The following is a 15,681-nucleotide window of genomic DNA, read 5'->3' on the forward strand; positions in this document are numbered from 1 at the left end:
ACTACAAGCGCTTTTTTTGAGAGTAAATCTGCATATACGATTCCTTTTTGCTTTTCTGATTCTGGGTTTTTGTTCAGAAGGATATGCAGGATACCTTCAGGAACAGGATACGGTCAAGGGGGACACGCTTGGACCATATGAACCAAGTAAAAAACCCACCTATCAACCAAGTTATCGATTTGGCGACCCTTTCTCTTTTAGAAGTTCACGTTCGCCTCTTTTCCTCAGAGACCCATCTCAGGTCGATCTTCAGGTTAGGTTTAATCCGGATACAACTTCAGATGATGCTGGGGTAACCTATTCAGTTTATGAAAATATCGGATCGCTTGATTTTCGTCCGGCTTCATTTATGACCTTTGAAGAATTCAATCGATACAATAATTCTCAATTAAACAGAGAATATTTCAAAGATCGATCTGCAGGACTTGATGGTGAGAGTGCAGTCAGTGGCAGAAGCTTAATCCCCAGACTTTACATAAGCCCGGTTTTTGATCGAATTTTTGGAGGGAGTTATGTAGATATCCAGCCTAATGGATTTGTAAATCTGGATTTTGGTGCCCGGTTTCAACGAATTGATAACCCCGCAATTCCCTTGAGACAGCAAAAAAATGGAGCATTCAACTTCAATCAGCAGATAAGTATGAATGTCGTTGGAAAAGTGGGGGAGAAATTAGCCATTACAGCAAATTTTGATAACAATAATACTTTTGATTTCCAGAACAATCTAAAGGTCGAGTACACAGGATATGAAGAGGATATTATCAAACGTATTGAGATTGGTAATGTAAGCATGCCTGTTTCTAATTCTCTGATGAGTGGAGCTCAGTCTTTATTCGGAATTAAAGCCGAGCTGCAGTTTGGAAAACTGTACGTCACCACAGTCTTGTCACAGCAGCGGGGTAGAAATGAAACGCTAACCATTGAAAGTGGATTTCAAGGACGAGAGTTCGAAGTTCAGGCTGCAGATTATGAGGAAAACAGACATTTTTTTCTAGGTCACTTTTTTAGAGACAATTATGAAAGATGGCTTGCTACACTTCCTCAACCTACCTCCGGGGTAAATGTGACGCGAGCAGAGGTTTATGTTCTCAATAGAAATAATGATACGGAGACAACCCGGAATATTGTTGGATTCATGGATCTGGGTGAAGGAACTGTTATCTACAGTTCTGATGATAATGTTCAACCCGGTAGAGGTGGTCCAACCAGAAATGGTGCAAATGATCTCTTTGGAAATCTAACAACCCAATCAGCTGATGGGGTAGATCAGTATATCAATGCCACTTTCCCTTCATTTGAAAGCTCAGTCGATTACGTAAAAGTGACGACCGCCAGAAAACTAGAAGAATCAGAATATAAGATTAATCGTGAGCTCGGTTACATCACACTTACTAGAAGTCTGCAAAGCGATGAAATCTTAGCAGTTGCCTATGAATACACGTTTGACGGGACCGCCTATAAAGTGGGAGAGTTAACTGAGGACTATCAGAGTAGATCTGATGACAAGGTGATTTATTTAAAACTTATTCGTCCAAATAAGATAAATACAGAGGTACCAACCTGGGACCTCATGATGAAGAATATTTACAGCTTGAATGCTGCCCAGGTAGGTCAGGAAGGATTTCAACTTCGGATAATTTATCGGGATGATGCTACAGGTCAGGACAACCCTTCCCTTCATGAAGGAAGGAAATTAAAAGATGAGCCATTGGTTGAAGTTTTCGGTTTGGATCGATTGAATCCAAATGGAGATAGGCAGCCAGATGGAAATTTCGATTTTATCGAGGGATTTACCATAGATCCACAAAATGGCAATATCATATTTCCAGTGTTGGAACCCTTTGGTCAAACCTTAGAAAATCAGTTTGATCCTGATGAGGGCAATCTGGTAGAAAAATATGTTTTCGATGAGCTTTATGAGGAACCAAAAGCCACTGCAGAGCTTAATGCAACTAAAAATAAATTTGTTATATCAGGATTACTAACTGCGGGTTCTTCAAGTGAGATTACACTGCCAGGAATCAATATTGCAGAAGGGTCTGTAATTGTTACTGCCGGAAATACTCCACTTACAGAAGGACTTGATTATACTGTGGACTACAACTTAGGAAGGGTAAGGATACTGAATGAAGGAATACTCAGTTCTGGCAAGACACTACAAGTTTCCTATGAAAAGGCGGATCTATTCAATTTTCAGACCCGGACGTTGACTGGGGCGCGATTTGACTATCGATTCAACGATAATTTCAATATTGGAGCTACGGTCCTCCATCTCAATGAACGACCGGGAGGAATCTCCAGATATGCTGTAGGAAATGAGCCTACCAGTAATACCAAATACGGATTGGATATCAATTATCAGAACGAATCAAGATTTCTTACAAAAATGGTTGACGCCCTTCCTTTGGTAAATACGAAAGAACCTTCTACCATCACCATTAATGCAGAATTTGCTCAGTTAAAGCCGGGCACAAGTAACATTGTAAATGGTGAAGGAACCTCGTATATCGATGATTTCGAAAATGCGATAACACCAATTAACATCATGGGATGGCAGGCCTGGAAACTGGCTGCAACGCCTCGTGTTTTCCCTGAGGCACAAAGTGGGAATCAGGGGTTGAGCTATAATTACAAGAAGGCCAAAATCGCATGGTATACAGTTGATAACAGCATTTTCTACCGGGCGGGGGGCAATGCCAGACCTGCAACTATTTCAGATGCTGATCTGGATAATCATTATGAACGGGCAGTTTTACCTCAGGAGATCTTCAGGCAAAGAGATCAAACCATCGTCAACTTTAATGAGCCGATTTTTGATGTAGCTTATTTCCCAAGCGAAAGAGGACAGTACAATTATAACCCACAAACTAACCCAGACAATACATTACCAAACCCTGAAGAAAACTGGGGAGGTATCACACGGGCTATCACGAATGAAGTAAACTTCAATAAAACAAATATTGAGTACCTAGAATTTTGGCTGATGGATCCATTTATAGATGGTGTTAATGGGATTGTAAAAGATGGAATTGTCAATGGAAACCCACGGCAAACAGGTGGAGGAAAACTATATTTTAATCTTGGTAGCGTGTCTGAAGATATCGCTCCTGATGATATGCATGCATTTGAAAACGGCCTACCAGCCGATGGTGATGTAGGTCAGATCACTACGTGGGGTCAAATTACCCAAGATCAATATCTTACTAACTTTTTCGAAAATTCACCGGGAGCAAGGGATAATCAGGATGTAGGAATTGATGGATTGACAGACGCTGATGAAGCATTAATTCTCCAACAGAATAACATTACCTTAAACCTTAACCCTGAAGAGACTGATATTTCAGCAGATAACTTCAGGTACATTCTTGATTCCTTTTACGATCAGGATGCAGACGCAGACATAGTCAGGCGCTACAAAAATTGGAATGGGATGGAGAATAACTCCCCAATAGCTGCAGGAGGAGGGGACTTCATCCCAGCTTCAACAACTCTTCCTGATAATGAAGATATTAATCAGGATAACACTATTTCGGATCTGGAAGAATATTTTGAATACGAAATTGACCTTACTCCAAAGCCAGGTGTTTCTAATCCAGATGGAGGAAATCTGGAACTTAGCGAATACATAGTAGATCAAATTGAGAGTGGGAATGGAGAATCCTCGTGGTATCTTTTTAGAATACCAATAAAGAACGTAGGAACCCCTCGGGGAACTCCTTCATTTGAAAACATTAAATACATCCGGATGTACCTCACTGACTGGAGTCAACCAGTAGTCTTACGTTTCGCTCAAATGAGATTGGTAGGAAGCCAGTGGCGAAAGTTCGAAAGTGCTTTAAATGAGCCCGGATTAGATGCAATTCCAAATATTGAAACTTCAGATTTTTCCATTTCAGTTGTTAGCATCGAAGAAAATAGTACGTCAACCACAGGTGGAGTGCGGTATGTTCTCCCACCCGGATTAGACCGTGATATTGATAACACCACACCTCAAAACAGAAGAATCAACGAGCAATCGCTCCAGGTATGTGTGGAAGATCTTGACGATAAAGATGCCAGGGCAGTGTATAAAAATGTAAGCTATGATCTGATCAATTATGGTCGGATGAAAATGTTTTTTCATGCCGAAGCATATAATAATGATATGGTTCTTGATGATGAAGTGACTGCTTTTATTCGTTTGGGGACAGATTTTGATGAAAACTACTATGAAATAGAAGTCCCATTGGCAATTACGCCTCCCGACGTTTCAGGCTCGCAAGACGAGATTAGAAGACAGGTTTGGCCGGAACAAAATGAAATAGATATTTCGATAAAGGAGCTTCTGGGGATTAAATCTGAAAGAAACAGGGCTAATCTGGACGAAAATATTCCTTACTCAGTATCGTCAAATGATGGAAAATATACCTTCACAGTAAAGGGGCGTCCGGATATTAGCGCAGTTAAGATTATGATGATTGGTGTGAAAAATCCTGGAGATGAGTCTACCTCCCCAAAATCAGTATGCATCTGGGCCAACGAATTAAGGGTGACAGATTTTGACACAAATGCAGGATGGGCAGCCAACGCAAGAGTAAGCACCAAACTTGCAGACCTTGGAACAATCTCCGCATCTACCAGGTACACTTCAATAGGTTTTGGGGGAATTCAACAACGTATCTCAGAGCGATCAAGAGCTGAGACCAGGCAGTATGATATATCTGCAAACTTGAATCTGGAAAAATTCCTAAGACCAGATAAGACCGGGCTCGTCGTACCAATGTTTGTTAGCTATGAAAAAACAAGAATCACACCCCAGTTTGATCCACTGGATCCAGATGTCCCATTAGAAGCATCCCTGGAGGCTTTTGATAGTTCTCAGGAGCGGGAAGAATATAGAAGAATAGTAGAGGACCGAACGACACGCCGGAGTATCAACTTTACAAATGTCCGAAAGGAAAAAGTGAATCCGGATGCGAGAAGTCATATTTATGATGTTGAGAATTTGTCTTTTAGCTATGCCTACAGTGATCGAATTTCAAGTAATGTAAACACCCAAACATTATTGAATAAGACGGTGAGCGGAGGTGTGAACTATAATTATTCGCCAGCTGCTTTAAGTATTGAACCATTCGGTGAATCGGAGAAATTGAGCTCACCCTATTTTGCACTTATCAAAGACTTCAATTTTTCTCCAATACCAACAAATTTTTCCTTCTCCACCAATCTGAGAAGAGATTTTAGGTCGATTATTTATTATGATGACAACCTCGAGCCCTTAGATGAAAAAGATGAGATTTTTTACGAAAGAACCTTCTCTTTTGCTAGAAACTATAATCTACGATGGGATATTACCAAGAGTCTTGGTTTTACATATGGTGCAACAGCAAATGCACTGATAGATGAACCAAGTGGAATAATTGAAGGCGACATTAATACTAAAGCTGAGCGAGACTTTATCTGGGATCAAATTTTCTCTCTCGGTCGAATGAAGAATTTCAGTCAGAGCTTACAACTCAACTATTCTCTCCCATTGGATAAGTTACCATTTACCGATTGGTTAAGTGCCGATTCGCGGTATTCAGTAGGCTATGGCTGGATTGCAGGTGCCATCGATCAGGGAGGTCAAGATGGTACTCCACTTTTTGATGATGAGGGAGACGAAATTGATCTTTTCTTTGGAAATACGATTAATAACCAACGCACAATTGGATTTACAAGTAGAGTTGATATGAATAAACTTTACAATAAACTCACTTTTCTTAAAAATGCGAATGATCCTCCTGCCAGAGGGGAGTCAGTCAGTCCGGGTAATAGCGCATTGCGATTTCTTATGATGTTAAAGTCTATAAACGGAACATATAACATCAATGAAAGTACTACTTTGCCTGGATTCAAACCAAACGCTTTTTTAATTGGTCTGGATGATGAGTTTGATGCACCTGGTTTTGAGTTCATATTGGGTAGTCAGGATCCTGGGATTAAGCAAAAAGCGGCTACAAGTGGATGGTTAGTTGAAAATGAAAATTTAAACTCACAATTCAAACAAACGTTCGGGACGGATATTGATGTCAAAGCGGACTTTGAACCGGCTAAAGACTTAAGGGTACAATTGACCTGGAATCGCGGATTGAATAATCAATATCAAGAAATATTTCGGTTCAATGAGACGGGAGGGTTTGAAACCTTGACACCTTCGAGAAGCGGCAGTTATTCGATATCATACTTAACCATTAATACGGCGTTTCAAAAAGATGGTCCTGAAAACTCATCTGATGCATTCAGCCAGTTCGAGCAAAATCTAATTGAGATTCGTGAAAGATTAAATCGAATCAACACTGATGGTGAATATGATACCTTATCGCAAGATGTGCTAATTCCTTCTTTCCTTGCTGCCTATTCAGGACAAAACGTAAATGATGTATCTCTTACACCTTTCCCAAAAACACCGCTTCCAAACTGGAGATTTGATTATACAGGATTGATCAATATTCCGGCTCTTTCCGAATTGTTTTCTTCCTTCACTGTTTCGCATGGTTATAATTCGACCTATAGCGTGTCTAGTTTCACAAATTCTTTGGAATATGGTGTGGATAAAATAGGGCTTCAAAATGACATACTTAATTATCCGTTAGCAGAGGACGATAGCACCGGGAGGTTGGTTCCTGTATACATCATTAATCAGGTAATGATTTCAGAGCAATTTGTGCCTTTGATCGGATTCAATGTGCGAACAAAGAATAATATTTCTACAAGATTGGAATTCCGGAAAAGTCGAAACCTGGCGCTAAATATGTCCAATGCACAGGTTACCGAAACTGTAAACAATGACGTAACTCTTGATATTGGGTACTCAAAAGTAGGTTTCAAGTTACCTTGGAAGTTTCAGGGAAGAACTGTGACTTTGGAAAACGACTTAACCATGCGAGTTGCAGCATCAGTAAGAGATAGTAAAACTGTGCAGAGAAAAATTAACGACAGCAGCACGATTACCAATGGGAATTTAACCTGGCAAGTAAGACCCACAATTACTTATAAAATCAATAATCAGCTTGATTTTACTTTTTATATGGAAAGAAATGTAACTGACCCAAAAGTGCTTAGTTCATACAAGCGTGCGACGACTGCATTTGGGGTTCAGTTAAGATTTGGTCTCGCACAGTAGGGGAGTTCCATTCTAAGGTTTATTTTTGGCTGCTATTATCAAAACCATTTAACCAAATGAACATTCCATCAGATTTACATTATACCAAAGATCACGAATGGGTAAAAATAGAAGGTGATATCGCTACTGTTGGTGTTACCGATTTTGCTCAGGGTGAGTTAGGAGATATTGTATATGTTGAAATTGAAACCGAAGGCGAGTCACTTGATGCAGGTGAAGTTTTTGGAACAGTTGAAGCAGTAAAAACAGTATCAGATCTTTTTATGCCTCTTTCCGGTGAGGTGATCGAAATAAATGATGCACTTGAATCAAATCCTGAGGTAGTGAATAGTGATCCCTACGGAGAGGGATGGATGATTAAGATAAAAATTTCTGATCAGGGAGACCACTTGATTTCAGCCGAAGATTATAAGGCAGAAGTCGGAGGATAGGAAATTTTGGAATGTTTTTTGCTTTAATAGCGTAAATACCTTCGTCCTTTTGGTATATAAAATTTGAAGGGCATATATTTGATGTTCAACTTCATAAAAGAAGGAATATGGAACCGAAAAAAAATCCTAAAATAGACCTATCCAGACAGTCAGGTATGTTCCTGAATATTGGAATGGCGGCCAGCTTATTGTTGGTGATTGTGGCTTTCGAGTGGAGGTCATATGATGATACTGGTCTTATGGACCTAGGAAACGTGGATGATGACTTTGAAGATATCATCGATATTCCACCTACCGAGCAACCACCTCCCCCACCTCCAAAAGTTCAAGTTCCTGAGATTATCGAAGTTCCGGATGAGGAAGAAATCGAGGAAGAAATTGAAGTTGAACTTGATGTTGAGGTTACAGAAGAGACAGTAGTAGAAGAAATTGTATTCGAAGAAGCTCCGGAAGAGGAGAACGTAGATGAGATTTTTACAATTGTAGAAGAATCTGCTTCTTTCCCAGGTGGAATTACTGCTTTCTACGAGTACTTAAAGAAAGAGCTTAAGTATCCAAGACAAGCACAGCGTATGGGTATTGAAGGCAGAGTGTTCGTGCAGTTTGTAGTGGAGCGAGATGGAACACTTACTGATATCCATGTTGTAAAAGGAATCGGAGCTGGATGTGATGAAGAAGCGGTAAGAGTGCTTAAAGAGTCTCCAAAATGGAAGCCTGGAAAGCAAAGAGGAAAGCCTGTACGACAAAAAATGATTCAGAATATTCTATTCAAGTTTGCGAACTAATAGATAGAAATTATGATATAGAAAGCCTCTTGAAATTCAAGAGGCTTTTTTTATTTTATCATGCTACCATGAACTGTCCTCCAGCTCCTCTTTTTTAGCGAAATACTGTTTGGTGAAAGAACTATAATCTTCAGGTGATTGAAGTGTTTCAAGTTTTTGAAGTGTTTGGTCAGCATATTCAATCAGATTCCAATCCAAAGCAATAAGTGCATATTTCTTGAGTAGTTTGATGCTATATGGATTTATCTCTGTCGCATCAACTAACAATTCGTAACCGCCTGACATTCCTTTTTGATTAAGGGTCTCAACAACAGCAATTACCTGATCTTCATGAAATGCATTCATTCTTCCCAGCTTGACTAACGTCCTTTCATCAAGTGAATCGAGAAGTGGAATGTCTCTTTTTCGATTTTCGGGAACTTGGAAAGACTCAAGCTTTTCCAAAACTATATTTGACTGGTCTGTTAGCTCCGGGTTTTTCTTTAAACTGTTCAAAAGTATTCCTGGAATCTCATTAGATCTCCTCAGATGTGCCAGTGCATCTATTTTTCCAAATAGAGACTCATTATGTTTAACCTCGAGTGCCTGTTTGAAAAAATCTAAAGCCAATTGATATGCTTCTTGATCCAAAGCGAACTTACCTAAGGCATTTAGGTACTCACCCTTAAAAAATTGGTGTGAGTTAGCTTGCAAATAATCAAGCATTAGAAATGCCTTATTGATTTCACCTTTATTATAAAGATGTATAGCCAAAGCTTTTCTAAGCCGAAAATTAAAAGTCCCATCAGATGAATTTTCAAGTTCTCTTCTTGTAAATGCTTCTATAGAGTCATGGTTAAATAATGTAGCACTGTTGAGTAGGTAGGACTGTCTATGAAGAGGTTTTGCATTTTCCAAATTTTCAAACTCAAACCCAAGCTCCAATTCCTTTGATTGCGTAGTTAGCATATTGCTTCTAACACCAAAATTCTCATTTAAATAGTCCTCTGAGAGAGAGGAGGAGTCAATTACCTCTAATTTTTTATAAACATGCCATTTGTTTATGAGAGGAGCATTGTTCCATTCGTCTACTTTATTTGCTTCTTCAAAATAAGCAAGTGATTGTTCTAACTGCCCTTTTCCAAGTAGTAGTACACCGAGGTTGTTTTCTAATTCACCACTTGAAGATGTACGAAGCGCTTCTTCATAGATCGCCTGGACTTTATTGGGATTGATTTCGGCATCAAGATTTCCGTAGTTGACAAGTGCGTAATCTGAGGGAAATCTTTGTGATGCGCTATGGAAATAGATTTTGGCAGGGTATTCATCTCCCCTTTCCATTTCTCTCAATCCCAAGTCGTAATTGGCATAATGGGTATTATACCCTAAATAGCTTGCTTGCAAGGTATATTCTTTTGCAAGTAAATCATTTCCTTCAGTTTTAGCTTCAACAGCCAGGTAATTATAATAACCAGATCTTAGCAGGTTATATGGTTCTTGGCCCGCCAAAAAATAAAAAGCCAGAATAGCAAAGAACCCTCCTAACCGAGCACTCGAATATGGAAAATTTCGCTCTCGATAGACGATTTTATGAACTTCAAAACCCTTGATAAGCGGATCAATGAAATTACCAATAATGTAGAGGAAGAAAAGCGTTCCAAAACCAATGTGGAAGTACAAAATAAAGTAATGAAAGGCTTGATAAACCGCATCATTTCCTCGAATCATTTGAGAAGAAAGGAAGAATAAAGTAATGATTCCCAAACTAAAAGTAATTAGAAATAGCGTTGAGTTATCTAAGAACTTCGATAAGAACCCTGCTTTAAATTTCATGCTCCAAAGACCTACAATCGAAGTGATTGCTAAAAGAATGAATGGGTCAAAAAAGAAAAAACTGTTTTCATAGAGGCCGGATTTGTTGAGATAGTAAAGGATTAGATTCCCTAAATAGATCAATGAAAGAGCTAAAAAGTGGAGATGATTACTCTTCCCACCTTTCCCAGAAGTAATCACATATAGAATACTAAAAACGATTTCTTCGGAAACGATAAATAAAAATATAAGGCCACATATGGTGAAGCTGAAGAGCGAGTTTGCAATGATGTGATCAACAAAGAGCTGTGAATTATTTACGCCAAAGAGGATTACTCCACTCAACGTAATCAAGGTGATTATTCTAATAAGTAGAGAAGTATTTTTTTTATATTCATGAAAGATTACCAATGGCGTAATCAGCAGAATAAATGGGATAAGAATGATGAGTTTGGATTGTAATCCAAACAAACCGACCTCAAAAAGATTCAATCGATTTAGAAGAACTGCAAAGAGTGCCACGACAGCAAAAAAGGCATATCTTTTTAGATAGGTAGTTGCAACAAGAAATAGGCATAATCCCATCCAAATGATTCCTAGCAATACACTGTCGGTAGATAAGTCTCGTTTTATCTCACTTCCAGAATAATTTTCCTGAAGCAAATACTTCTCTCCACTAATTTCATGAGTCATGAGATTAGATTCCATCTTCCATGCTGGAAATTCAATGACTTCCCCGGTAGTTGTAACTTCCCAATCTATGGAACTATCATATCCTAGATGGTGTGCCCATAGCATGGATATCAAACCAGCTAGAAATATGCCAGTGAAGATTTTTTTAAAGGTAGTACTCACGATTACTTGATGACTTTTGGAACTCTGAAGTATTCAGAGTTATGTTTAGGAGCATTTTTGAAAACTTTATTTCTAGGTAGATGCGATGTTTCCTTATCCTCACGATAGGTATTTAATTCATATGACATATTCGTCAACGGCTCCACACCATCAGTGTTTACCTCGTTAAGCTTTTCGACCCAGTCCACCATCTGCTGCAAATCTTGGATCATTTGCTTCTCCTTATCTTCTTCAAAATGCAAACGAGCTAGATGGGCTGTTTTTCGAACAATCGCTTTTGTAATTTTCATAAAAGTATTTAGATATCGTTAGCGTCAGCTGTTGTTAGTTCGGTTTGAATCACACGAAAAACTTCTTCTTTTAGTTGCTTTACCTGCTCGTCTCCATTATCACTCGGCCATATAGGTTCATGATAGATGATTTGGCATTTTTTTCTTCTAATGTTAAGCAGATCATCGTCTGGAAGAATATGGTAATTGTCTGGCATAGTAACGGGTATAACGGGGACATTATTTTCAACTGCCAGCTTAAAAGCTCCATCTTTAAAATCTACCATATCCGGATATTTTTCAAGTCTGATCCCACCTTCAGGGAAAAATCCCAGATTATGACCTTTTTGTATTTCTTCTCTTGCCTTTACCAAACTTCTTGCTCTGCTTCTATAGCTGGATCGATTTACCGTAATATGAAGTGTACGGTACATATATCCAAAAAGAGGAATTTTAGCCAATGAACTTTTACCCACAAACTTGAAAGCCATTGGAAATAAACCCAGAATAGGTATATCTAGATAAGAGAAGTGATTGGCACATAATATGTATTGCTGCTTCTTATCAAGTTTGAATCTCCACTCTTTTTCAACCGGGATAAATGCCATTTTCAAAAAACACCATGCCCAAATACAATTTATTTTAAGAGCAACTCTATGAAGCGGCTTGAATGGCACCATTAGAATCATTGGAATAATGAGTATAAAGAAAAAGAAGGCCATCGAGAAAATTGCCCAAATCGAATAAAAACGTCTCAAAATCATATTGCCGGTTAGGTACGCAATTAAGCCACTAAATTAGTCGCAAAATCCAGTCAGTAGAAAAAAATACAAGGGCTGTGTAATATTTTAATAGTTTCGTGCACTAATGATCTTAAACTGAAATCACTGTGAGTTTATTAAAAGTAGAAAACATAAGTAAATCTTATAGCGAACATCAGGCACTAGCCAATGTAAGCATGGAGATTCCTGAAAAAACCATTTTTGGACTTTTAGGTCCTAATGGAGCAGGTAAAACAACGCTAATAAGAATTATTAATCAAATAATTGAAGCAGATCAAGGATCCATTCTATTTGACGATGCTCCTTTAAATCTTGAGCACATCAGAAATATTGGCTATTTGCCAGAAGAACGTGGCTTGTATAAAAAGATGAAAGTAGGTGAGCAGCTCGTTTATCTGGGACAGCTCAGAGGCCTTTCTATGAAAGAATCATCAAAAAGAGGAAAAGCCTGGTGTCAAAAACTTAATATCATAGACTGGTGGGGTAAAAAAGTGGAGGACCTGTCAAAAGGAATGGCACAGAAGATCCAGTTTATAGCTACTGTTATGCACGAGCCAAAACTGATCATTTTGGATGAACCGTTCTCAGGATTTGATCCCGTTAATGCTAACCTGATTAAGGACGAAATTCTCGAACTTAGAAATAAAGGTGCTACGATCATTTTCTCTACCCATAGAATGGAATCAGTTGAACAGCTATGTGATCATGTGGCAATGATCCACAAATCAGAAAAGATACTTGACGGGTCAAAAGTTGAGATCAAAGAAAAATTCCGAGATGGAACCTACTTTGTAGAACACAAGGGTGGTGCGATTAAACCAGGTACAGGGTTTGATGTGATAAGCACGGAAGAGATAGGTAGAGATTTGACGCGCACGTTGGTTCAATACTCAGCTGATGGAAATCCAAATGACCTTTTAAAGCAGTTAATAGGACAAGTCGAGATACATTCTTTTTTAGAGCGAATTCCAAGTATGAATGACATATTTATATCTCTTGTAAAGGAGAATCCGGAATTAGTTGAAGCCTAAATCACCAAAAAAAGACATTAAGATGAACAAGATACTTTTAGTAATACAGAGAGAGTTTATGAGCCGAGTAAAGAAGAAGTCCTTCTTACTTGCTACTATTCTCGTACCATTGATATTTCCAGCAATAATTGGTGGGATGGTTTACCTAGCTATTCAAAACGAGAAAAATAAAGAGACTGAGATTGTTCGGGTGCTAGATGAAAGCGGACTTATCAATTTTGAAGACTCTGATCGATATTCTTACCAGTCAGTCGAGGGTCCTCTGGAAACCGCGAAAGATGGATTCAGTAAATCTGATGATTTTGCACTTATCTACATCCCAGACATTGATATAGATAATCCGGAAGGAGTTTTGTTTTATGCAAAGACTAGTCCGGGAGTGAATTTGGTAGATCGATTTGAAAACAATATTGAGGCACAAATCAGAGACATTAAACTGACAAGGTCCGGGCTTACTGAAGAGCAATTGGATCAATTAAAGACCTATGTGAGTATTGATTCATTCAATATTTCCGAAACTGGAGATGAAAAGAAAAGCGATGCAGGCTTCACATTCGGGATCGGATATGTGATGGGATTCTTGATTTATATATTCCTGTTTGCTTATGGAGCTCAGGTGATGCAGGGAGTGATTGAAGAGAAGAATAGTAAAATAGTGGAAGTAATTGTTTCTACTGTGCGCCCTTTCCATATGATGATCGGTAAGGTTGTTGGAGTCGCTTCTGTGGGAATCTTTCAATTCCTGATATGGATGATTTTGATGAGTGTAATATCCTTTGCCGGAATGGCCGCCTTTGGTTTGAGCATGGATCCTGCTGAAACAGCACAGATGGTGCAGGGTGCAGGCAATGAAGCCTCTGCGGTGCAGGCAAATGAAAAGGTTCAGGAGATCATGACAATCATACGTGATATTCCAATTACCCAGATTGTATTGTTATTTGTTTTCTACTTCCTTGGAGGATATTTGTTGTATGGTGCATTATTCGCAGCAGTTGGTTCAGCCGTGGATACTCCTGCAGATGCACAGCAATTTATGATGCCGATCATGATGCCGATTATCGTGGGTCTTATGGGACTATTTATGTTCGTGTTTAATGATCCTCATGGATCTGTCAGTTTTTGGCTCTCTGTCATCCCATTCACATCTCCAATTGTAATGATGGGTCGAATTGGCTTTGGAGTGCCTGCCTGGGAGATTGCTCTTAGTATGGTGCTACTGGTAGGTGGATTTATATTCACACTTTGGCTGGCAGGAAGAATTTACCGAATTGGAATCCTAATGCACGGTGCTAAAGTCAATTACAAAATACTAGCAAAGTGGCTCATGCAAAAGAATTAAACTGATCGTGGTTATTTTTAACTAAACGATCACTCTTGAAAAAGAAGTTTAAAGAAGCAACAGGCAATACATTGGCCCCACTACGACCCCACTTAAAGTGGCTCGTAGTGGGGTTTGCTGTATTTATAAGTTTCGGATCAATCTATTACACCAATAGCCTGGTGGATCAAATTAGAGTTAGGGAGCAAAGGCAAATCGAGATATATGCCAGTTCCTTGGAGTTCCTGGCAAATGAAAGTGAAAACGTTAATTTCTTTTTGATATTAGATGAGATTGTCGCTGCGAATAACTCAATCCCAGTGATCCTCACAGATGAGAGTGAAAATCCTGAAGACTACCGTAACCTTGATAGGGTAGATAAAATTGATTCGGAAGATCAAAGAAATAGTTTTTTGAAAAAGGAGATTGAATTGATGAAAGAGGATCATCCACCTATTGAAGTGACGCTAAAGGATGACCAGGACAATATCTATGGATACAAATATATATTCTACAAAAACTCATTTTTGCTTAGCCAACTAAAGTTTTATCCCTACATCCAACTGTCGGTGATTGCCTTATTTGGGATTATCACCTTTCTGGTGCTTAATTATATGCGAAGAGTTGAGCAGGACCGGGTTTGGGTTGGTTTGGCAAAGGAAACGGCCCATCAGCTAGGGACACCACTGTCCTCTTTAATGGCATGGTCAGAATATTTTAAAGGATTGTATAAAGATCAGCAGGATGTTTTAATTGAGTTTGATAAAGATGTTGACCGATTAAAAGTTATTACCGATCGCTTTTCAAGTATTGGAAGCGAACCTCAATTGACCATGATGAATATTGCTGATGTCATTGATGAAATTGTGATTTATCTACAAAAGAGACTTTCTACTAAAATCACAATAACAGTTTCAGCATTTCCAAATAGAGACATTGGAGCTCTTATAAATCAGTCACTTTTTGCATGGGTAATAGAAAATCTTTGTAAAAACGCCGCGGATGCTATGGATGGAAAAGGCTCGATTCATATAAGTATTCTCAAAGCAAATGAGGGCAGAATTGCAGTAGATGTTCAGGACACAGGTAAAGGGATTTCAAAATCAAAAATCAAAAATGTGTTTCGGCCCGGATATACGACAAAAAAGAGGGGATGGGGACTTGGACTAACGCTCGCTCAGCGAATTATAGAACAATATCACTCAGGAAAGATTTTTGTAAAACAGTCAGAAATCAATAAGGGCACAACTTTCCGAATATACCTGAATGGATGAA

The 15,681-nt window shown here is 38.8% G+C and carries 9 protein-coding genes; 6 read left to right on the top strand and 3 right to left on the bottom strand.

The window, feature by feature from the left end:
* Window positions 1-16 precede the first annotated feature (16 nt).
* The 3 genes from sprA to ABJG98_RS13900 all read left to right on the top strand — a co-directional run bounded on the left by sprA (window position 17) and on the right by ABJG98_RS13900 (window position 8,360).
* A complete protein-coding gene (gene sprA / locus ABJG98_RS13890; RefSeq protein WP_348280140.1) occupies window positions 17-7,144 on the top strand; it encodes a cell surface protein SprA in 7,128 nt (2,375 codons plus the stop codon).
* A 56-nt stretch (window positions 7,145-7,200) separates the two neighbouring features.
* A complete protein-coding gene (gene gcvH, locus ABJG98_RS13895) occupies window positions 7,201-7,575 on the top strand; it encodes a glycine cleavage system protein GcvH (RefSeq protein ID WP_348280141.1) in 375 nt (124 codons plus the stop codon).
* A 107-nt stretch (window positions 7,576-7,682) separates the two neighbouring features.
* Window positions 7,683-8,360 (top strand): energy transducer TonB, encoded by a 678-nt coding sequence (locus tag ABJG98_RS13900; protein WP_348280142.1) that lies wholly within the window; start codon window positions 7,683-7,685, stop codon window positions 8,358-8,360.
* Between the two features lie 63 nt (window positions 8,361-8,423).
* On the opposite strand, the gene ABJG98_RS13905 is transcribed toward ABJG98_RS13900, so the two are convergent.
* From ABJG98_RS13905 to ABJG98_RS13915, 3 genes are read right to left on the bottom strand one after another with little or no spacing between them, the layout of a single operon-like run.
* Window positions 8,424-11,006 carry a hypothetical protein gene (locus ABJG98_RS13905; RefSeq protein WP_348280143.1) on the bottom strand — a complete coding sequence of 861 codons (2,583 nt, stop codon included), beginning with the start codon at window positions 11,004-11,006 and terminating at the stop codon, window positions 8,424-8,426.
* A 2-nt stretch (window positions 11,007-11,008) separates the two neighbouring features.
* Window positions 11,009-11,296 (bottom strand): Asp-tRNA(Asn)/Glu-tRNA(Gln) amidotransferase subunit GatC, encoded by a 288-nt coding sequence (gene gatC, locus ABJG98_RS13910; RefSeq protein ID WP_348280144.1) that lies wholly within the window; start codon window positions 11,294-11,296, stop codon window positions 11,009-11,011.
* Between the two features lie 8 nt (window positions 11,297-11,304).
* The gene (locus tag ABJG98_RS13915) at window positions 11,305-11,883 is read right to left on the bottom strand and encodes a lysophospholipid acyltransferase family protein (RefSeq protein ID WP_348280145.1); all 579 of its coding nucleotides are present in this window, start codon (window positions 11,881-11,883) and stop codon (window positions 11,305-11,307) included.
* Window positions 11,884-12,164: 281 nt separating this feature from the next.
* On the opposite strand from ABJG98_RS13915, the gene ABJG98_RS13920 reads away from it, so the two are divergent.
* From ABJG98_RS13920 to ABJG98_RS13930, 3 genes are read left to right on the top strand one after another with little or no spacing between them, the layout of a single operon-like run.
* Complete coding sequence (locus tag ABJG98_RS13920) at window positions 12,165-13,088, top strand: ATP-binding cassette domain-containing protein (protein WP_348280146.1); 924 nt, start codon at window positions 12,165-12,167, stop codon at window positions 13,086-13,088.
* Window positions 13,089-13,110: 22 nt separating this feature from the next.
* Window positions 13,111-14,427: an ABC transporter permease gene (locus ABJG98_RS13925; RefSeq protein WP_348280147.1), complete on the top strand. Its 1,317-nt coding sequence runs from the start codon at window positions 13,111-13,113 to the stop codon at window positions 14,425-14,427.
* Window positions 14,428-14,462: 35 nt separating this feature from the next.
* Window positions 14,463-15,680 carry a HAMP domain-containing sensor histidine kinase gene (locus ABJG98_RS13930; RefSeq protein ID WP_348280148.1) on the top strand — a complete coding sequence of 406 codons (1,218 nt, stop codon included), beginning with the start codon at window positions 14,463-14,465 and terminating at the stop codon, window positions 15,678-15,680.
* Window position 15,681 lies beyond the last annotated feature (1 nt).

The sequence above is a fragment of the Ekhidna sp. genome, from assembly GCF_039960695.1.
GTDB lineage: Bacteria > Bacteroidota > Bacteroidia > Cytophagales > Cyclobacteriaceae > Ekhidna.

Bases quoted from the DNA above. Each gene is read 5' to 3' on its own strand.
- gcvH (WP_348280141.1), top strand. From the start codon at position 7,201: ATGAACATTCCATCAGATTTACATTATACCAAAGATCACGAATGGGTA.
- ABJG98_RS13900 (WP_348280142.1), top strand. From the start codon at position 7,683: ATGGAACCGAAAAAAAATCCTAAAATAGACCTATCCAGACAGTCAGGT.
- gatC (WP_348280144.1), bottom strand. From the start codon at position 11,296: ATGAAAATTACAAAAGCGATTGTTCGAAAAACAGCCCATCTAGCTCGT.
- ABJG98_RS13915 (WP_348280145.1), bottom strand. From the start codon at position 11,883: ATGGCATTTATCCCGGTTGAAAAAGAGTGGAGATTCAAACTTGATAAG.
- ABJG98_RS13925 (WP_348280147.1), top strand. From the start codon at position 13,111: ATGAACAAGATACTTTTAGTAATACAGAGAGAGTTTATGAGCCGAGTA.